Source organism: Pontibacter aydingkolensis, from assembly GCF_019443125.1.
GTDB classification, from domain to species: Bacteria; Bacteroidota; Bacteroidia; order Cytophagales; family Hymenobacteraceae; genus Pontibacter; species Pontibacter aydingkolensis.
The window spans coordinates 33,974-53,180 of sequence record NZ_JAHYXK010000022.1 but is presented as its reverse complement, the minus strand read 5'-3'; the positions used below and the strand labels follow the sequence as shown (position 1 = coordinate 53,180).

The following is a 19,207-nucleotide window of genomic DNA, read 5'->3' as shown; positions in this document are numbered from 1 at the left end:
TAGTAGCCGGGCTTTACGCGCAGTTGCCGTTTGGCCTTGGTGCTCCTGACCGCGCACAGCCCCTGGCTTTGGAGGCTCTCTGTTTTCTCCTGCACACTCTCATCCCACAAGAGCAGGGGCAGCCCATGCTTCACCTCCAGCAGCTTGTCCACGTATAGCCGGGCCCCGTCGGTGAGGTAGTCGACAATGAGCCGGGCCAGCCACTTGGGACTGCGCAAGAGGTTGGAAATGCGCTTGGTGCCGGCAGGGGCCTTCTCGCCGGAGAGCAGCACCCCGCCCAGCTCGCTTAGCAACAGGCCCGAGGGGCGGTTGCGGTGGCGCACCAGCGCCTGACACAGGCCTGAAAAGGTGGAAACCAGCCGGCGGTCCAGCAACCGGTCGAGCAGTAAAAGAAAGGGAGCGAGGAACTCCTCTAATCGGCGGGAGAAAAAACGGGCCTGGGAGAGAACCTCGCCTTGGGAGGATGCGTTTTCAGAAGTAGCAAACATAAAAACCTCCTGTCTTCAGGTCATACATTACATATACACCTAAAACAGGAGGTTTGCCTTTTTTATCCCATCACAAAATTCGGGATGATTCATGTTTGTGTAGACTGGCAAGCATGGGCAGGCTATACCACTTTAACAGATATTTCCTGGTACTGGTAGTATAGCTGCAGCGAAGGGTGTATACTTTAAATATAGGTAAAAGTATATTTACATTTAACTAAGATCTGAATAGGATAGATTCTGAGGTGCTGAAAAGGGAAATGTGCAATTTTTAGAAATTGTATCAACCTTTTCCGGTAGGAAGTTTTAGACTGAGATGATACTTGCTTTATTTAACTAAACTAAGTAATTTTCGTTTTTATTACACAGAAAACCTGAGGCTATATGGTGATAAAGGATACTCCCTATGTTGGTATATCTCATGATGTAGCTACTGATATCCTGTTTATTAACTGGAAGCAGAAACCTACCATCAAACAGTTGAAAGATACATACCTGTCTGCTTTGCAACATGTTCAGCAAACCTGCCTTATTACTTCTTTTTGTACTGACCTAACAGCTATTGGCCCCTTAAATAGGGAGCAGGAAGCCTGGCTTATGCTGGAATTTTATCCTAGTGTGTACCAGATAATCAAATCAAGTATAAATGCGGCAGTTGTGTTTTCTGAAGAGCACTTTAAAGCCATCGTTACTAACTACCAGCAGCCGGCCTACCTGTCGAGGCAAGACTTTATCCATTTTAACTACTTTACCGCGTACCAGGAAGCCACGCATTGGCTTATTGACATAAAAAAAGGCCAGGAAACAATGTGTTCCTGACCTTCTTAAATCTTTTCTATATTTTCTACCCATCAAGGGAAAATTCCAAGCGACTCATAGCTCACGCCAATCTTCTCAATAGCTGTTAAAAATGCTGCTGTACGCAAGTCCGGTATATTCTCCTTTTTCATAACAGCCCTTATTTCGTGGTAAGCATTGATCATGGTATCCTCTAATCCGGATCTTACCAGGCTTATCTCATCAGAGCCTTGTGTAAGCAATGCTCGCTCAGTAGCCGTAATTGTTTTACCCGACGAAGACTCTATGGCACTAACCAGTTTTTTGTAGCTAGCTTCTTCTGCTCGTTTTCCCATCCGGCCAAATCGTACATTCGACAGGTTTTTAAGCCACTCAAAGTATGAAACCGTAACTCCGCCGGCATTCAGGTAAAGGTCAGGTAGTATGATGATCTTATTTTTTAACAGTACCTCTTCTGCTTCGCGCGTTACCGGGCCGTTTGCTCCTTCTGCTATGATCTTTGCTTTTATATTGGCGGCATTGCCTTCATGGATCTGGTTTTCGAGGGCGGCAGGCAATAGTATATCACATGCGCGCTCCAGCAACTCAACAGAGTTTTCTATATTTTCGCAGTCTTTAAAGTTGAGTATAGAGCCGGTTTCGCTGCGATGCTTAAAAGCCTCTTTAATATCGATGCCTTTTTCGTTGTAAATTCCGCCTTCACGTTCTGCAATACCCGTAATAATGGCACCGTCCTGCTGGCAGAAATAGGCAGCATGGTAGCCAACATTGCCCAGCCCCTGCACAATGATGCTCTTACCTTCCATGGTGGAGCCTTTCAAGCCACTGTCTTTCAACAGGTCAGTATCTTGTAGTGCTTCCCGGATGCCAAAGTATATACCCAAGCCAGTTGCCTCTGCACGGCCTCTGATACCCCCCTGACCTACAGGCTTACCAGTGACACAACCCAGTGCGCTTATTTCGCCATATTTAAAGGCCTGGTAGGTATCAGCTATCCAAGCCATTTCACGGCTGCCAGTACCATAGTCAGGGGCTGGCACATCAATACCAGGGCCTATCAGGTTCTTTTTAACCAGTTCGGCTGCATAGCGTCTGGTTACTTTCTCAAGGGTCTTAACAGAGCTTGTACGAGGGTTTATCTTAACGCCTCCTTTAGCACCACCAAACGGTACATCTACTACAGCGCATTTAAAAGTCATAAGCGATGCCAGTGCCTTAACTTCATCTTCATCTACCTGCATGCTAAACCGGATGCCTCCCTTAGAAGGTAGCTTATGGTGGCTGTGCTGTACACGGATGCCTTCAATCACTTCAATCCTTCCGTCTATCTCAACCGGAAAAGATACTTTGTAAACACTGTTGCATGCTTTTATCTGAGCTAAAATTCCAGGGTCAAGGCGAGAGTACTTTGCCGCATGATCAAAATACTGGTGTACACTGTCTAAGAATTTTTTGCCTTCGTTGTGGTTATCTGACATACTTACTTATTTTTAAAGTGAGCTATAACAGGATTAAGAACGATTAGTGCAGGGTTTTGTTTAGATATTTAATTTTTAAGATATTTTGCCTGTTTAATATCTAAAATAATATTCTAATAATCACGTTACTTAGGCACAAATCAAAAGTAAAATACTTAATTGTATAGAGGTATATTTTAATATTATCTTGTTTGATAACAATTTAATGTTAATATTTGCATGCTGATGATAAAGCTTAGTATGCTGATTAATTCTGATATAATCACCTTAAAGTAATTTGTGGCTTGAGTTACTTTGCCATTAGACAATCTACCTATGATAAGACAGGCTACTTATAACCCAACCTATCCACCTACCAGCTTTGCTGAAAATGAAACTGTAGTTGATAATAAATTAAGTATAAATTATGATGAGCATTCAGAAACACTGGAGATAAAATGGGAAGGATCAGTTAATTCACATGAAGTAAGACAGGGCTATTCAGTAATAATGGAATATGTACAGCTTTATAAACCTGCTAAATGGCTGTTAGACTTGCATAGCCGTGATAAAATCAAAAGGTCTGACCAACGATGGGTGTTCACGTATTTTTTTCCGGAAGCGCTGCGTGTAGTTGGCAGTAATGTATTTGTAGCGGTTATACTTCCTGTCAGTGCTTCACATGAGTTAGTGCATGAGCTTGATGGCGATGAACTGATTCAGAACGAGAATTTTATGATCATTAATCACTTTCTGTACCGTGAGGCCGCGCAACGATGGCTCTCTCTTGACAAAAGTGTAAAAGCCGGAGCTTAGGGTAATACAATAGTGATTTTCAAACAAAAAGGCAGTGCTTAAACAGCACTGCCTTTTTGTTTGAAAGCCATTTATAAAGAGATTACTTAACAGAAAGCAGCTCCACGTCGAAGATCAAAGTTGAGTTTGGTCCTATAACATCGCCGGCGCCTTGTGCCCCGTAAGCCAGACCTGAAGGTATGAACAGCCTCCACTTTGAACCCTCCTTCATCAGCTGCAGGGCTTCAGTCCAGCCGGCTATTACGCCGTTAACCGGGAAAGTAGCAGGCTGTCCGCGTTCGTAAGACGAGTCAAACGTAGTGCCATCTATTAAAGTACCGTGGTAGTGTGTCGTAACTGTATCAGATGCAGACGGGGACTTACCTGTTCCCTCCTTCAGTATCATGTACTGCAGTCCGCTTGGTAATGTTTTTACACCCTCTTTATTTTTGTTCTCTGCTAAAAATGCTTCTCCGGCCTTTTTATTTTCGCCACCAGATGCATTCTGCTTTTCAGCCATTTCCTGTTGTAGGGCCATCATTGCCTGCTGTACATCGCTTTGAGACAAAGAAGATTCTTTTCCTTCCTGCACTTCTTTAAAGCCCTTTATAAACGACTCTGCTTCTACCTCTATGCCTTGTTTGCTTAGGTTAGCTGCCATGTCGCGGCCAATAATGTAGCTGATCTTTTCTTTTAAATCCATAGTTGAGTTTTTGGCACGTATGCTGTGCCGGCTATATTTAATAATTATGACAATTAAATGCTTTTGCCAAAAGTAAGCAATTTGGCTCTAACCTCCTGCATTAAAACCACCTGGTACTAAATACGAACAAACCAGCTAATCCATAGGAAAACCCTTGCATTAGCTGGTATAAAAGTATGATAAATCTAATAAATGAATATCTCTGTATAGGGCAGCTTACAAGTATAAATGATATCCATCTTCAGCACTGTTCTGCACTGTCTGATGATTAATCGTCCATTTTGTAATGAGCAGGCTAACTGTTGTGCCTAACAGCAACAGCGAGGATATAGTGGAAAAATGTCTCATGTTAGTTTGGTTAAGGAGGTGTGTATTGCACTTGAACGTGATTGCATACTGAAGGTTATGGTTTTTTCAGGCTCTCTCTATAATTGGCTTCAGAGAATTATCGAAGAATAATTTAGAGGTAAAATAAGAATGTTATGACTTTTACTGAAGTATGAAAACCTATATTCTGAATAGTGTAAGTTATACTTTGGCAATGTCTTTTAGCGTTTGCAAATTATTGTACAAGTATGGTGGCAAATGTGTGCAACTTTGTTCTACCTTTGCACAAACATTGACTATGCAGCCCTATAGCTATACTTATCTGTCTTTGTTAGCACTAACCGGCGCAGGCCTGGTTTCTGCTTCCCATCACCTATCCTTAAGTGATAAGCTGAATGGGTATTGCCTTCACTTCTTTACAACTCCGAAAGCCTTTAACGGTTAGGCCGGAGTTACTCAGATCTTAAGCTTAAGTTTATTGGTAATTCCGGATCGGTTAACAGAGCAAATCAGAAATCTCTTTTTATCATTATTAATTCATGGCAACAAAAATCAGCGTCAGGCAAACGTTTGTGTACGTATTTGCGACGCTTTACCTGCTTACCTTATTATTCTCGATTTTTGAGCGGCAAACCTTATGGTTGTTACTGGCTATTGTGCCGCTGCACCTGGTTTACCTGAGCAACATTCGGCAGGGCAGGCATACCATTCTGCGCAATTACCCGCTGCTTGGGTACCTGCGCTACTTCTTCGAAAGTATACGCCCTGAACTGCGCCAGTACTTTTTCGAGTCGGACCTGGATGGAAAACCTTTCAGTCGCCGGCAGCGCTCCATCGTGTACCAGCGCGCTAAAAACGTGCGGCAAACAGTGCCTTTTGGTATGCAGGCCAACAGCCAGGAAGCCGGCTTTGAATGGATAGCACATACTATGTTTCCGGTACATGTAAAGGAAAACGACCTGCGCGTAACTGTTGGAAGCAGCAGCTGCAGCCAGCCATATAGTGCCAGTATCTATAACATTTCTGCCATGAGCTATGGCTCGCTCAGTAAAACAGCCGTTACAGCACTTAGCGCTGGCGCCAAATTAGGAGGCTTTGCCCATAACACCGGAGAGGGCGGAGTTAGCCCGTTCCATATCGCAGGCGGCGGCGACCTTATTTGGCAGATCGGTACAGGCTACTTTGGCTGCCGCGATAAAGACGGTAACTTCTCTGAAAGGCTGTACCAGGAACAGGTAGCGCATCCACATATCAAAATGGTGGAGATAAAGCTATCGCAGGGAGCCAAACCCGGGCATGGCGGGATACTTCCGGCAGCTAAAAACACGCCCGAAATTGCAGCTATCCGTAAAGTGGAGCCTTATACTACCGTTGCTTCGCCGCCAGCGCATTCTGCTTTCAAAGACCAGTTTACCTTACTGCTCTTTATCCAGAAATTGCGTGTATTATCGGAGGGCAAGCCAATTGGCATTAAAATATGCATTGGTAACAAGGTGGAGTTTGAGCAGTTGTGCCGCGAAATGAAGCACAACCAGATCTTCCCCGACTTTATTACCATTGATGGTGCTGAGGGCGGTACAGGTGCAGCTCCGCTGGAGTTTACTGACAGCCTGGGCATGCCACTATATGATGCGCTGGCCTATGTACAGAACATACTTAAAAAGTATGGTCTGCGTAACGAGATCAGGCTGATGGCTGCCGGTAAGATCATTACGGGTGTTGATATTCTGAAGGCGATCTCTTTGGGCGCTGATATGTGCTACAGCGCAAGAGGCATGATGTTCGCTTTAGGATGTATACAGGCCCTTCAGTGCGACTCTGGCCGCTGCCCGGTAGGTATAGCCACGCAGGACAAGAACCTGTACAGCGGCCTGGACGTGGCAGATAAGCGGGTGCGTGTGGCTAATTTCCATGGCAATACCATAAAATCTACCATTGAGGTGATGGAAGCCTGCGGTTTTGCTTCTTTAAGCGATATCACCCCGGATAAGATATTCAGAAGAGTAGAGCAGGGCAGTACCCGAAGCTTTAAAGATATATACTTTCCTAAAACCGGCGCTGCCTCAGAGATCAGCAGAAACTACGTGTTAAATTAAGTAAGTTAAAATACATCGATAAATACCCGTAGCGTTGATCTGACTTACGCGCTACAAAAAGCAAAGCCCTCTGTATCAAATATGCAGAGGGCTTTGCTTTTTGTAGATCAAACTATAGCTAAAGTATTAGTAATAATCTTCAGTATCTTCATCATATAAATCGAAGTCCACGTCTTCCTCTTCCAGGTGCGTACTTATGTACAGGTATGTTACTGCTCCTACTAATAGCAAAGTTGTAGCTATCAGGAATAGGGGGAAAGTGCTCGTCTGTTTCTTTTTCATGTTCTGCCTGTTTAAGTCCTCCTTATACGTTTATGCGCCTGTTTTTTGTTCTGTATAAGTTGATATATAGTCGTTTATATAAAAAAAGGAGCCAGTTTAGCGGCTCCTTTTTTTTATAGTTTATACGTCAAAGTATAACTTACATATTTCTGCGGTACTGTCCGCCTACTTCAAACAGGGCATTGGTGATCTGGCCCAGCGAGCAGAATTTAACAGTCTCCATCATTTCTTCGAAGATGTTACCATTGTTGATGGCTACCTGTTGTATGCGTTTCAGCATTTCGCCAGACTTATCCTCATTGCCTTTATGCAACGACTGCAGCATTGAGATCTGGTACTGCTTCTCTTCTTCGGTAGCACGAATAACTTCAGTTGGCAGCACTGTAGGAGAGCCTGTTGAAGACAGGAACGTATTTACACCAATGATCGGGTATTCGCCTGTATGCTTCAGCGTCTCGTAGTATAAACTTTCTTCCTGAATCTTACCGCGCTGGTACATGGTTTCCATAGCACCCAGCACGCCGCCACGCTCCGTAATACGGTCAAACTCTATCAGCACAGCTTCTTCTACCAGGTCAGTTAGTTCTTCGATGATGAACGAGCCTTGTAGTGGGTTCTCATTTTTAGCAAGACCAAGCTCACGGTTGATGATCAGCTGAATTGCCATCGCACGACGTACAGATGCTTCCGTTGGCGTAGTAATAGCCTCATCGTATGCATTCGTGTGCAGTGAGTTACAGTTGTCGTAAATGGCATACAGTGCCTGCAGCGTAGTACGGATATCGTTGAAGTCGATTTCCTGCGCGTGCAGCGAACGGCCTGACGTCTGGATGTGGTACTTCAACATTTGTGAACGGGCATCCGCATTATACTTGTGCTTCATCGCCTTCGCCCAGATTCTACGTGCCACACGACCAATTACCGCATACTCCGGATCGATACCGTTAGAGAAGAAGAAGCTCAGGTTAGGCGCGAACTTGTTAATGTCCATGCCGCGGCTCACATAGTATTCTACAAAGGTAAATCCGTTTGCAAGTGTAAAGGCCAGCTGCGAAATAGGGTTTGCGCCTGCCTCTGCAATATGGTAACCAGAAATAGACACAGAGTAGAAGTTACGTACGTTTTTATCGATGAAATATGCCTGCACATCACCCATCAAACGCAGCGAGAACTCTGTAGAAAAGATACAGGTATTCTGTGCCTGGTCCTCTTTCAGGATATCAGCCTGCACGGTACCACGAACGGCTGCCAGTGTACGGGTTTTGATTGGCTCGTATACTTCGGCAGGCAACACCTGATTGCCAGTTACACCCAGTAACATCAAGCCTAGGCCATCATTACCTTTTGGCAACTCGCCCTGGTATCTTGGACGCTCAACACCTTTCTCTTTATAGATAGCCTCGATCTTCTTGTTTACTTCATCCTCCAGGCCATTTTCTTTAATATAAAGTTCGCACTGCTGGTCGATGGCGGCATTCATGAAGAAGCCTGTAAGTATAGCTGCCGGGCCGTTGATAGTCATTGAAACCGACGTCATCGGGTCGGCCAGGTTAAAGCCAGAGTATAGTTTCTTGGCATCGTCCAGGCAGCAAATGCTTACACCTGAGTTACCGATCTTACCATAAATATCCGGTCTGAAATCTGGGTCTTCACCGTAAAGTGTCACCGAGTCAAAGGCCGTTGAAAGGCGCTTTGCTGGCATGCCCAAACTCACGTAGTGGAAACGGCGGTTGGTACGCTCTGGTCCGCCTTCGCCGGCAAACATACGGGTAGGGTCTTCGCCTTCGCGCTTGAACGGGAACACACCCGCTGTGTATGGGAATTCGCCTGGCACGTTCTCCTGCAGGTTCCACTTCAGTAAATCACCCCATGCCTCGTAGCGTGGCGTAGAAACTTTAGGAATTTGCAAGTGTGAAAGCGATTCGGTATGCGTCTTTATCTTTAGCTCTTTGTCGCGTACTTTAAATACGTAGAACTCATTTTTGTAAGCCTGTACTTTATCTTTCCAGTTCTCGAGTATCTTCTTATTCTGGCCATCCAGGTTCAGTTCTATTTCAGCATAGGCTTCCTCCAGTTGCTTCACCAAACGGTCTTTGTCGGCAATTTCTATACTTTGAACTGCCTCGATAGACTTTTTAATGCCATACAGTTTCTGCGCTACTTCTGCCTGGTCTTTGCTCCACTTGTCATAGCTACGGATGGTTTCCGAAATCTCAGAAAGGTAACGGGTGCGGGCAGGAGGTATAATGAACACTTTCTCAGACATCTCTTTTGAAGTCTTCAGGTTAGAGTCAAACTCTACGCCCGTTTTTTCAGAGATTTTCGCCATAACGGCACGGTACAGGCGGTTCATACCCGGATCGTTGAACTGCGATGCTATAGTTCCGAAAACCGGAATATCATCATCGTTTACATCCCATAACTGGTGGTTGCGCTTGTATTGTTTCTTTACATCGCGTATTGCATCCAATGCGCCGCGCTTGTCGAATTTATTCAGGGCAATTACATCAGCAAAGTCCAGCATGTCGATCTTCTCGAGCTGTGTGGCGGCACCGTACTCCGGCGTCATCACATACAAGCTCATGTCAGAGTGCTCGATGATCTCGGTGTCAGACTGGCCTATACCGGAAGTCTCCAGGATGATCATATCAAAATCGGCAGCCTTCACAATATCCACAGCATCCTGCACATACTTACTCAGGGCCAGGTTGCTTTGGCGGGTAGCCAGCGAGCGCATGTAAACTCTGTCGTTAGAAATAGAATTCATACGGATTCTATCGCCCAATAAAGCACCACCCGTTTTGCGTTTAGATGGGTCTACTGAAATGATGGCAATTTTCTTTTCAGGGAAATCCATCAGGAAGCGGCGCACCAGTTCATCTACCAGCGACGACTTACCGGCACCACCTGTACCAGTAATGCCCAGTACAGGAGTGTTTATTTCCTTGGCCTGCTCTTTTACTTCATTCAGTATTCCTCGTGCCTCTTCCGGGAAGTTCTCGGCAGCAGAGATCAAACGGGCAATCGATTTCGGGTCTTTGTCACGTAAGTGCTTAACCTCACCATTCAGGTCTTTGCCCGTAGGGAAGTCGCATTTCTGCAGCATGTCGTTTATCATACCCTGCAAGCCCATGGCACGTCCATCATCAGGAGAGTAGATGCGCGCAATACCGTAATCATGCAGCTCTTCTATCTCCGTGGGAAGTATAACACCACCACCGCCGCCGAATAATCGGATATGGCCGCAGCCGCGCTCATTCAGCAGGTCGTACATGTATTTAAAGTACTCGATGTGGCCTCCCTGGTATGAGGTGATGGCAATGGCCTGTGCGTCTTCCTGAATGGCGCAATCCACGATTTCCTGCACAGAGCGGTTGTGGCCCAGGTGTATCACCTCTGCACCCGATGCCTGAATGATACGACGCATGATGTTAATGGCGGCGTCGTGGCCATCGAATAAAGAAGCGGCTGTCACGATACGGATATGGTTGACAGGCTTATATGGTTCTACTGTAGTAATTGACATACTTTAGTAATACGGTTTATCGAAATATGATGCGAAGATAGGACTAAGATTTATAAGATTAAAGGATGCGCAGGATTTGAATAGCTGAGCAGGTATATTCGAAAGCCTGGTTATATAAAAAGAACATTGACAGATCATTTGTTTAAAATATTGCACGATTCTGTAAGCATATAATTCTGTCACTCGACTTTATTTTTTACTAAATACTTGGTAACATGGGTTGTATAATTTAATGCGATTAAATATTATTGTAAGTTATTCTATACTTCGGGCAGTAGTAAAGTTCGGTTTTCAGGCCCATTGAGTAGACGTAAGCCAATGAGTATTTCCAACCTTTAAAAATTATACATATGAGATTGAGTGTTTACATTCTTGGGGCCTTCACTGCGATGGTCGTTATTCTGGGATTTTTGTTTAAAACGATGCACTGGGCAGGTGCGGATATGTTGTTAGTGCTTGGATGCGCTATTGCAGCCATACTTTATGTACCGCTCTTCGCAGTTTATAAGTATAAAAAAGGCAGAGTAGCTTAAGTTGAAGACTTGAAACGAGAAAGCCGGAAGTAAGATCATACTTCCGGCTTTCTTATTTTATACTTTATACATGCTTTGCATTAACACAGTGGCTTTGCCGGGGATTTATTTCTTAATGGCGCCGTAAAGTACCGGGCTGAAAAAACGCAGGTTTTCAATGATGCACGCCATACTATAAAATTTTTCGGGATCAATTTCTGTGTTCTCTGCCATCGCCTCTACTATGGCATCCAGCGTTTCTCCGAATTTATTCTCGAACTCTTCTTTTGTCATGATATAGGGAATATGTAATCAGCTAAGTTTTAACCGCTATGTACCGGATTTAAGTTCAAGCCAACGCTATATGGCAGCCTTAATCAGAGATTATGGGATGCCTGCCAGGTAAAATCAACTTAAAACTGCGTTTTTATTACAAGGATAGCTAAAATCTTCTAACATGAATGGAAGATTTCTTAACTTTGTTCTTCGTATAGATATTTATGAAGAACATTCGCAATTTCTGCATTATCGCCCACATTGACCACGGTAAGAGTACCCTGGCCGACCGCCTGTTGGAATTTACATCCACGGTGGCAGAGCGCGAAATGCAAAACCAGCTGCTGGATAACATGGACCTGGAGCGTGAGCGCGGCATTACCATCAAGAGCCACGCCATCCAGATGAACTACCATTACAAAGGCGAGGATTATGTACTCAATCTGATTGACACGCCAGGTCACGTAGACTTTTCCTATGAAGTATCCCGTTCCATTGCCGCCTGCGAGGGTGCGCTGCTTATCGTGGACTCTTCGCAGGGTATTGAGGCACAAACAATCTCCAACTTATACTTAGCCATCGGTAACGACCTGGAAATCATTCCGGTTCTGAATAAAATAGACCTGCCGCACGCTATGCCGGAAGAGGTATCAGATCAGATCATTGAGTTGATCGGCTGCGACAGCGACGATATTATTCATGCATCAGGTAAGGCTGGCATCGGTATAGAAGAAATACTGAACGCTATTTGCGACCGCATCCCGGCTCCGAAAGGCGACCCTGAGGCACCATTGCAGGCACTGATCTTCGACTCTGTTTTTAACTCTTACAGAGGTATCGAAGTATACTTCCGTATTTTTAACGGTACGCTTAAAAAAGGGGAGAAGGTAAAGTTTATTAACACAGGCAAGACCTACGAGGCTGATGAGATCGGGGTGTTGAAGCTGAACCAGGAGCCGCGCCAGGTAATGGGTGCAGGTAATGTGGGCTACCTGATCTCGGGCATCAAGAATGCCAAAGAGGTAAAAGTTGGTGACACCATTACGCACGTGGATCGACCTGCCCTGGGTATTCAGGGTTTTGAGGATGTGAAGCCAATGGTGTTTGCCGGTATTTACCCGGTAGAGACAAGCGAGTACGAAGAACTGCGCGGCGCGATGGAGAAGCTGCAGTTAAACGATGCCTCGCTGGTATGGGAGCCGGAAACGTCTGCTGCCCTTGGTTTTGGTTTCCGTTGCGGGTTCCTGGGCATGTTGCATATGGAGATCGTGCAGGAGCGTTTGGAGCGTGAGTTTGACATGACCGTTATCACAACGGTGCCGTCGGTGCAGTTCCATGTGCATACTACCAAAGGACAACTACTCAAAGTGAGTGCGCCTTCCGAAATGCCGGAGCCGAACTATATCGACCACGTGGAAGAGCCGTTCATTAAAGCGCAGATCATCTCTAAGTCTGAGTTTGTTGGTCCTATCATTACACTGTGTATGGATAAGCGCGGTATCCTTAAGAACCAGACCTACCTGACCAGCGACAGGGTAGAGCTATCGTTTGAGATGCCGCTTGCCGAGATTGTATTCGACTTCTTTGATAAACTGAAAACTATTTCGAGAGGCTACGCTTCCCTTGACTATGAACTGATTGGTTTTAAGCAGTCTAACATGGTGAAGCTGGACGTGATGTTAAACGGAGAGCCTGTGGATGCCCTGAGTGCCATCGTACACCGCGATAAAGCCTACGACTGGGGCAAGCGCCTGTGCGAAAAGCTCCGTGAACTGCTACCTCGCCAGATGTTCGAAATTGCGATACAGGCTGCCATTGGCCAGAAGATCATTGCCCGCGAAACAGTAAAGGCCCTTCGTAAAAACGTATTGGCCAAGTGTTATGGTGGTGACATCTCCAGAAAGCGTAAGCTACTCGAGAAACAGAAAAAAGGTAAGAAACGCATGCGCCAGGTAGGTAACGTGGAAATCCCGCAAGAAGCCTTCTTAGCCGTGCTTAAACTCGACTAAATTATAAACAAGCCCCGATGTGCCCCTGCGCGTCGGGGCTTTTGTTTATACTTTTGACAAAGGAGTTTTTTAGATAAAGGAATCTTTTGTCAAAAGACATAAGACTTCTTTAAAAACAGAATTCTCTTTTGTCCTTTGTCAAATATTCTTTTGTAGTAAAAATGTACGCCGATATAACCATAAAAGCCCGTTGCGAGAACCACGCTGAAGCGGAAAGTATACTTTCCGGCTTAAATGCTGCGTACCAGGGGGAAGATGTGCAGACAGATACCTACTACGAAACAGACTATGGGAAACTGAAGCACCGGCAGGGTAATATCGAAAACGTACTTATACATTATAACAGGACACCGCTGGAGGGAGCAAAAAGGACCGAAGTTCTCCTGTACCTGAAAAACCCGGGTGCAGCAACCGTAGCAGCAGTCTGCGAAGGTAAAAGTATAATTGCCCGGCTTAAAAAGATCCGTAAAATATACTTTATCGATAACGTGAAGTTCCACCTAGACCAGATCAAAGGCCTGGGTGACTTTATAGAGATTGAAGCCATTGACCTGGAAGGCTCTGTAGGAATAGAGGTGCTGCAACAGCAATGCGACTACTATAAAGACCTGCTCCAGATCCACAACGAAGATTTAGTTACCAGTGCCTATACCGACTTAATTCATCATTCCTAATTCATCATTCATCATTATACCAAACTATGACCCTGCTCGACGGTAAACACACATCAGAAGCCATTCAACAAGAGATTGCCCAGGAAGTTGAAGCCATTAAAGAAAAAGGAGGCAAAGTGCCCCATCTGGCCGCAGTGCTGATAGGGAATGATGGCGGCTCTGTTACTTATGTGAACAACAAAGTGCTGGCCTGCGAACGAATCGGTTTCGGATCTACGCTTATCCGCTACGAAGACACCATTACGGAAGAAGAGTTACTAAATAAGATAAAGGAGTTGAATGAGGATGAGGTGGTAGATGGTTTTATTGTGCAGCTTCCTCTTCCAAAGCATATTAACACAGAAAAAGTGCTGGAGGCGATTGACCCGAGGAAAGATGTGGACGGCTTTCACCCGACCAATGTGGGACGTATGGTGGCCGGCTTACCTGCCTACCTTCCTGCCACGCCAGCCGGTATACTGCAGCTGCTAAAACGCTACGAGATCGAAACTGACGGCAAGCACTGTGTTGTAGTTGGTCGCAGTAATATTGTCGGCTCCCCGATGAGTATACTTATGGCTAAGGCTGCTTACCCGGGCAATGCCACGGTTACACTGTGCCACCGGAATACCAAAGACCTGGGCTACCATACCCGCCAGGCAGACATTATTATCACTGCAGTAGGAAAGCCGGGATTACTAACAGCCGATATGGTAAAAGAGGGTGCCGTTGTGATTGATGTAGGTACTACGCGCGTTCCGGATGCAAGCCGTAAGTCGGGTTACCGCCTGCGCGGCGATGTTGACTTTGATAATGTGGCCCCAAAATGCAGCTACATTACCCCGGTGCCAGGTGGTGTTGGACCATTAACCATAGCTATGCTGATGCAGAACACCCTTAGAGCAGCAAAGAAAGAAGTATATGGTTAGTGTTTGATATACTTTTGAGTATAAAGCCCCATCGTACTAATTGTACGGTGGGGCTTTATTTATCTCCTTAAGTTATTCTGGGAAACCTGTACAAGCATTTACCCAGAAGCGCCTTTTGCGGAACAGAACGGCTAGCCGGGATTGTTGCTATTTAAACTACTTTTGCGAATGAGTTAAAAGTACTTATCTTTAACAAGAGGGTTCTTTTTTTACCCTAAAAGAATATAATAGCAGTGGCTTGATTATTACCTGCTGTGGTGCAGCATAACGAAATTGCCTTGTTTTTAGTAGAAGTGTCAGAAACGAAATGCCAGGTGAGCCGAGTTGCTTCCTAGCACAGGTATACCCTATTCTACCTTATGTATAAACTACTATTAGTCGCTTTATTTTTTATTATTTCGGCCACTACCGTAAGGGCACAGGAGCAGAAGCTTAGTACCACTAATGCAAAGGCAGAGAAATTATACGTTAAAGCAGACGAGTATGCCAGGTCCCGCGACTTTAACAAGGCGCTGCAGGCACTGGAAGAGGCAACCGAGAAAGATCCCAAGTTTGCGGAGGCTTATATCAGGTCAGCTAACCTCTACAAAATAATGGGTAACAAGGCTGCCAGTTTCAGTAACCTCCAAAAAGGCCTGGCCCTTGTGCCGTTTAACCCTGCTTACGCTAACTTCTATTTCGACCTCGCCGACCTGTACTTTGAGCAGGGAGACTACGAGGCATCCAAAAAGAACTTTCAGGCATTTCTGAAATCTAACCCCCGCAATCCAAAGCTGGTGGCATGGGCCAAGGACCAGGTGAAAACGGCAGACTATGCCATGGAAGCCATGAAAAAGCCTGTAAATTTCGATCCGGTGCAGATGTCTGGAAGTATAAACAAATTCGGGCTGCAGTACTTTCCGTACACTACCGCAGACCAACGTTTCTTTATTTATACTGCACGGGCCAGCACCAGACCAGACCACGACGAGAATATCTTTATAGCCGAACGCAAAGACGGGCAGTGGCAGGCACCGGTATCTATATCGAATAAGATCAACACCAATGCAAACGAGGGGGCAGCCACCATTTCCGGCGACGGCAAAACACTGGTATTTACCTCCTGCAACAGGCCAGATGGCCTAGGCGACTGTGACCTTTATATTTCTTTCAGGACAGGCAATGAGTGGAGCAAACCTAAAAACATGGGCATGGCCGTTAACTCCAAAGCCTGGGATTCACAACCGAGCCTTTCTGCCGATGGCCGTACCTTATACTTTACCTCAACGCGTGGTGGTGGTATAGGCAAAGAAGATATCTGGGTTACATACCAGAAAGAGGATGGTAATTGGCTGAAACCGTCAAACCTGGGCAAAACGATTAATACCCCTGGCCGCGACATGGCTCCCTCGGTACACATGAGCGGCTCAACTTTATACTTTGTAAGCGATGGACATCAGGGTATGGGCGGGCTTGATGTATTTAAAACAAACCTTAGCACACATAAAAAATGGAGTGATCCGCAGAACCTGGGCTACCCGTTAAATACCCATGCCGATGAGGGTTCTTTGTTTATCACCCCGGATAATAAAATAGGATATTATTCCCGGCAGGTAACAACAGATGCCGGAGCCCCTGCTATACAGTTGTTCAGATTTGATGTGCCTGCTGAATGGAGAAGCAGCGAGAACAGCACCTATGCGCAGGGCCGTGTATTTGATGCTGCTACCAAAAAGCCATTGGCCGCTCAGGTGCAGCTGTACGATGTGCAAACAGACTCACTGCTGCAGCAGGTAAGCTCAGACAAGGTATCAGGTGAGTATACAGCAGTAATCACAGAGGGCAAGCAATATGCACTTTACGTATCGGCACCCGGTTATTTAATGAACAGTGTAAGTTTTGATTATACTTCGCCTAAAAACCTTGCCCCCGTAGAACTTGATGTTTACCTGGAGCCTATAAAAGCAGGGGCAGCCATGGTGTTGAACAACCTGTTCTTTGATACCGGAAAGTATGCCCTCGAGAAAGAGTCTAAGACTGAATTGAATAAGTTGATCAGGTTTATGCAGCTGAACAACACAGTAAAGATTCAGATTGAAGGCCATACCGATGATGTGGGTGCTGATAAAGACAACCAGGTGTTATCGGAGAAGCGCGCAAAGTCTGTGGCCGAATACATCATCAACAATGGTATCAGCAAAGAACGCATTCGCTCTAAAGGATACGGTGAAACAAAGCCCGTAAAGCAGAACACATCAGAAGATAACCGCAAGCTAAACCGCCGTATTGAGATGCGGGTGTTGTAGGAGGGAAGTTTATACTTTAGTTGAAGCATTCATCATGCCACAAGTTTAGCAAAGCGCAACTTGTGGCTAAGTATGGAGTCAGCTTTTCCTAAGTTACCGGGTCCAACCACCTCTCCTTATCTAAGGCGAGGAATTTTAATTACTTTTACGGCTTATCAAGCCTTGTAGCTTCAGTTAAACCTCCCTTCTACCAAGATCTTTCCAAGATGACAAAAGAGAGGACTAGGAACTGTTCTGTAGGGACAGGTCGGGACCTGTCCGCCATTGGCTTTAACAATGAAACTTATACTTCAGAACCGGCAAAGTAAAAATTCCCCGCCATAGATAAGGAGGGGTTAGGGGTGGTTGGACCTGGTATAGAAGTAAATCCCAAAAATCAATTAAATTCCATTAATCTATGGTCAAAAAAAAGGCTGATCCGAAGATCAGCCTTTCCATTTATAAGAAGCTATAAAAAACTAGCGCTTTTCGATCGGAACATAGTTGCGCTCCGTTTCGCCGATATAGATCTGACGCGGACGTCCGATTGGCTCTTTGTTCTCACGCATTTCTTTCCACTGCGCGATCCAGCCTGGCAGACGGCCAAGGGCGAACATTACCGTGAACATATCTGTTGGGATGCCCAACGCACGGTAGATAATGCCAGAGTAGAAGTCCACGTTAGGGTACAGCTTACGCTCTACAAAGTATGGATCGTTCAGGGCAGCCTCTTCCAGTTCTTTTGCAATAGTCAGAATAGGGTCGTTGATACCAAGGGCAGACAAAACATCATCCGCAGTTTTCTTGATGATCTTGGCACGAGGGTCAAAGTTTTTGTAAACTCTGTGACCGAAGCCCATCAAACGGAAAGGATCGTCCTTATCTTTTGCTTTCGCTATAAATTTCTTAGAATCGCCACCGTCAGCTTTAATTTGCTCCAGCATCTCGATCACGGCCTGGTTAGCACCGCCGTGCAGTGGGCCCCACAGCGCAGAGATACCTGCAGATACAGAAGAGTAAAGACTGGCATTGGCAGAACCTACCAGGCGCACAGTAGAAGTAGAGCAGTTCTGCTCGTGGTCTGCGTGCAGGATAAGCAGCTTGTTCAGCGCATCAACCACCACAGGATTTACCTCATAGTCCTCAGTAGGGAAGGCAAACATCATCTGCAGGAAGTTAGATGCATAGTCCAGCTTGTTATTAGGGTAGTTAACCGGATGGCCAACAGAGTTCTTATAAGACCATGCTGCAATTGTTGGCAACTTGGCCATTAAGCGGATAATAGAAAGGTCAACCTCCTCTTTGCTCTGGTTCGGGTTAAGCGACTCCGGATAGAAAGCCGTAAGTGAACTGATAAGCGCAGACAGGATACCCATTGGGTGCGCCGCAGATGGGAAACCATCTAGTATTTTGCGCATATCCTCGTTAACCAGCGTGTGCATTTTAATTTTATTGCTGAAATCTTCCAGTTCCTGCGTGGTAGGCAGTACACCGTAGATCAGAAGGTAAGCAACCTCGATAAAGTTTGATTTCTCGGCAAGCTGCTCTATTGGATAGCCTCTGTAGCTAAGAATTCCTTTCTCACCGTCCAGGAACGTGATGGCACTGGTAGTGGCACCTGTGTTCTTGTAACCTGAATCTAACGTGATGTAGCCTGACTGCGCACGTAGTGCGTTGATATCAATAGCCTTCTCATTCTCAGTACCTTCTACAACCGGCAGCTTGTAGGATTGTCCGTCTAAAATTATTTCAGCAATTTCTGACATGTGTATTTTTAGTTTATGTCCGTTGTTGGATGTCTTACAGAGCGAAATTATATAAAATTGTTATAAAAAGAAATTCGTTGTAGGTACAATATTTCAATTTAAGAATGTATTAATCTCTCTCGGTCAACAAATCTCCTTAATAAACGGTATCCGGGCAAAAAGTTTTACTCTTCTTCACCTAAAAGTGTAAGTCACCCATTATTTATACTTTTAAGATATACTTTTAAGATTTATACTTAATTATCAATTGCTGCAGGTGAGGGTATACTTCCTTATACTTTGACTTCGATCTTATAAACATAAGATCGATTATAACCCAAAAGATT

General features: G+C 45.2%; 15 protein-coding genes and 1 pseudogene. 8 read left to right on the top strand and 8 right to left on the bottom strand.

Going from position 1 to position 19,207, the window contains the following annotated elements; all coding sequences use genetic code 11:
- Positions 1-488 (bottom strand): annotated as a pseudogene (locus tag K0O23_RS17845) (transposase); the annotation flags it as partial.
- A 384-nt stretch (positions 489-872) separates the two neighbouring features.
- Here K0O23_RS17845 and K0O23_RS17840 point away from each other — a divergent pair.
- Positions 873-1,307 (top strand): hypothetical protein, encoded by a 435-nt coding sequence (locus tag K0O23_RS17840; protein WP_219878817.1) that lies wholly within the window; start codon positions 873-875, stop codon positions 1,305-1,307.
- Positions 1,308-1,339: 32 nt separating this feature from the next.
- Here the strand turns inward: K0O23_RS17840 and K0O23_RS17835 are convergent, their stop codons facing one another.
- Positions 1,340-2,764, bottom strand: coding sequence for a Glu/Leu/Phe/Val family dehydrogenase (locus K0O23_RS17835; protein ID WP_219878816.1), 1,425 nt, complete (start codon positions 2,762-2,764; stop codon positions 1,340-1,342).
- Positions 2,765-3,079: 315 nt separating this feature from the next.
- Between K0O23_RS17835 and K0O23_RS17830 the strand changes: the two genes are divergently transcribed.
- Positions 3,080-3,559: a hypothetical protein gene (locus K0O23_RS17830; protein ID WP_219878815.1), complete on the top strand. Its 480-nt coding sequence runs from the start codon at positions 3,080-3,082 to the stop codon at positions 3,557-3,559.
- 82 nt (positions 3,560-3,641) lie between these two features.
- On the opposite strand, the gene K0O23_RS17825 is transcribed toward K0O23_RS17830, so the two are convergent.
- Both K0O23_RS17825 and K0O23_RS20340 read right to left on the bottom strand, forming a co-directional pair.
- Positions 3,642-4,241, bottom strand: coding sequence for an FKBP-type peptidyl-prolyl cis-trans isomerase (locus K0O23_RS17825; protein ID WP_219878814.1), 600 nt, complete (start codon positions 4,239-4,241; stop codon positions 3,642-3,644).
- 216 nt (positions 4,242-4,457) lie between these two features.
- Complete coding sequence (locus K0O23_RS20340) at positions 4,458-4,589, bottom strand: hypothetical protein (protein WP_262902640.1); 132 nt, start codon at positions 4,587-4,589, stop codon at positions 4,458-4,460.
- 518 nt (positions 4,590-5,107) lie between these two features.
- Between K0O23_RS20340 and K0O23_RS17820 the strand changes: the two genes are divergently transcribed.
- The gene (locus K0O23_RS17820) at positions 5,108-6,664 is read left to right on the top strand and encodes an FMN-binding glutamate synthase family protein (protein WP_219878813.1); all 1,557 of its coding nucleotides are present in this window, start codon (positions 5,108-5,110) and stop codon (positions 6,662-6,664) included.
- Between the two features lie 126 nt (positions 6,665-6,790).
- On the opposite strand, the gene K0O23_RS17815 is transcribed toward K0O23_RS17820, so the two are convergent.
- Together K0O23_RS17815 and K0O23_RS17810 are read right to left on the bottom strand one after the other, a co-directional pair.
- Positions 6,791-6,946, bottom strand: a complete 156-nt coding sequence (locus K0O23_RS17815; RefSeq protein ID WP_219878812.1) for a hypothetical protein — start codon at positions 6,944-6,946, stop codon at positions 6,791-6,793.
- A 139-nt stretch (positions 6,947-7,085) separates the two neighbouring features.
- Positions 7,086-10,472: a methylmalonyl-CoA mutase family protein gene (locus K0O23_RS17810; RefSeq protein WP_219878811.1), complete on the bottom strand. Its 3,387-nt coding sequence runs from the start codon at positions 10,470-10,472 to the stop codon at positions 7,086-7,088.
- 350 nt (positions 10,473-10,822) lie between these two features.
- Between K0O23_RS17810 and K0O23_RS20540 the strand changes: the two genes are divergently transcribed.
- Positions 10,823-11,005 (top strand): GldL-related protein, encoded by a 183-nt coding sequence (locus K0O23_RS20540; protein WP_394371717.1) that lies wholly within the window; start codon positions 10,823-10,825, stop codon positions 11,003-11,005.
- 105 nt (positions 11,006-11,110) lie between these two features.
- Here the strand turns inward: K0O23_RS20540 and K0O23_RS17805 are convergent, their stop codons facing one another.
- Positions 11,111-11,278 carry a hypothetical protein gene (locus K0O23_RS17805; RefSeq protein ID WP_219878810.1) on the bottom strand — a complete coding sequence of 56 codons (168 nt, stop codon included), beginning with the start codon at positions 11,276-11,278 and terminating at the stop codon, positions 11,111-11,113.
- 206 nt (positions 11,279-11,484) lie between these two features.
- On the opposite strand from K0O23_RS17805, the gene lepA reads away from it, so the two are divergent.
- From lepA to K0O23_RS17785, 4 genes are all read left to right on the top strand, one after another.
- Entirely contained in the window at positions 11,485-13,269 is a 1,785-nt protein-coding gene (gene lepA, locus K0O23_RS17800) for a translation elongation factor 4 (protein ID WP_219878809.1), read from the top strand.
- Positions 13,270-13,430: 161 nt separating this feature from the next.
- Complete coding sequence (locus K0O23_RS17795) at positions 13,431-13,943, top strand: class IV adenylate cyclase (RefSeq protein ID WP_219878808.1); 513 nt, start codon at positions 13,431-13,433, stop codon at positions 13,941-13,943.
- Between the two features lie 26 nt (positions 13,944-13,969).
- Positions 13,970-14,851: a bifunctional 5,10-methylenetetrahydrofolate dehydrogenase/5,10-methenyltetrahydrofolate cyclohydrolase gene (locus K0O23_RS17790; protein ID WP_219878807.1), complete on the top strand. Its 882-nt coding sequence runs from the start codon at positions 13,970-13,972 to the stop codon at positions 14,849-14,851.
- A 359-nt stretch (positions 14,852-15,210) separates the two neighbouring features.
- Positions 15,211-17,136: an OmpA family protein gene (locus K0O23_RS17785; protein ID WP_219878806.1), complete on the top strand. Its 1,926-nt coding sequence runs from the start codon at positions 15,211-15,213 to the stop codon at positions 17,134-17,136.
- A 458-nt stretch (positions 17,137-17,594) separates the two neighbouring features.
- On the opposite strand, the gene K0O23_RS17780 is transcribed toward K0O23_RS17785, so the two are convergent.
- Positions 17,595-18,881, bottom strand: coding sequence for a citrate synthase (locus tag K0O23_RS17780; protein ID WP_219878805.1), 1,287 nt, complete (start codon positions 18,879-18,881; stop codon positions 17,595-17,597).
- Between the last annotated feature and the right edge of the window lie 326 nt (positions 18,882-19,207).

What these genes read in the sequence shown, in the direction of transcription:
- K0O23_RS17840 (WP_219878817.1), top strand. Translation starts at nt 873, where the DNA reads ATGGTGATAAAGGATACTCCCTATGTTGGTATATCTCATGATGTAGCT.
- K0O23_RS17835 (WP_219878816.1), bottom strand. Translation starts at nt 2,764, where the DNA reads ATGTCAGATAACCACAACGAAGGCAAAAAATTCTTAGACAGTGTACAC.
- K0O23_RS17830 (WP_219878815.1), top strand. Translation starts at nt 3,080, where the DNA reads ATGATAAGACAGGCTACTTATAACCCAACCTATCCACCTACCAGCTTT.
- K0O23_RS17825 (WP_219878814.1), bottom strand. Translation starts at nt 4,241, where the DNA reads ATGGATTTAAAAGAAAAGATCAGCTACATTATTGGCCGCGACATGGCA.
- K0O23_RS20340 (WP_262902640.1), bottom strand. Translation starts at nt 4,589, where the DNA reads ATGAGACATTTTTCCACTATATCCTCGCTGTTGCTGTTAGGCACAACA.
- K0O23_RS17820 (WP_219878813.1), top strand. Translation starts at nt 5,108, where the DNA reads ATGGCAACAAAAATCAGCGTCAGGCAAACGTTTGTGTACGTATTTGCG.
- K0O23_RS17815 (WP_219878812.1), bottom strand. Translation starts at nt 6,946, where the DNA reads ATGAAAAAGAAACAGACGAGCACTTTCCCCCTATTCCTGATAGCTACA.
- K0O23_RS17810 (WP_219878811.1), bottom strand. Translation starts at nt 10,472, where the DNA reads ATGTCAATTACTACAGTAGAACCATATAAGCCTGTCAACCATATCCGT.
- K0O23_RS20540 (WP_394371717.1), top strand. Translation starts at nt 10,823, where the DNA reads ATGAGATTGAGTGTTTACATTCTTGGGGCCTTCACTGCGATGGTCGTT.
- K0O23_RS17805 (WP_219878810.1), bottom strand. Translation starts at nt 11,278, where the DNA reads ATGACAAAAGAAGAGTTCGAGAATAAATTCGGAGAAACGCTGGATGCC.
- lepA (WP_219878809.1), top strand. Translation starts at nt 11,485, where the DNA reads ATGAAGAACATTCGCAATTTCTGCATTATCGCCCACATTGACCACGGT.
- K0O23_RS17795 (WP_219878808.1), top strand. Translation starts at nt 13,431, where the DNA reads ATGTACGCCGATATAACCATAAAAGCCCGTTGCGAGAACCACGCTGAA.
- K0O23_RS17790 (WP_219878807.1), top strand. Translation starts at nt 13,970, where the DNA reads ATGACCCTGCTCGACGGTAAACACACATCAGAAGCCATTCAACAAGAG.
- K0O23_RS17785 (WP_219878806.1), top strand. Translation starts at nt 15,211, where the DNA reads ATGTATAAACTACTATTAGTCGCTTTATTTTTTATTATTTCGGCCACT.
- K0O23_RS17780 (WP_219878805.1), bottom strand. Translation starts at nt 18,881, where the DNA reads ATGTCAGAAATTGCTGAAATAATTTTAGACGGACAATCCTACAAGCTG.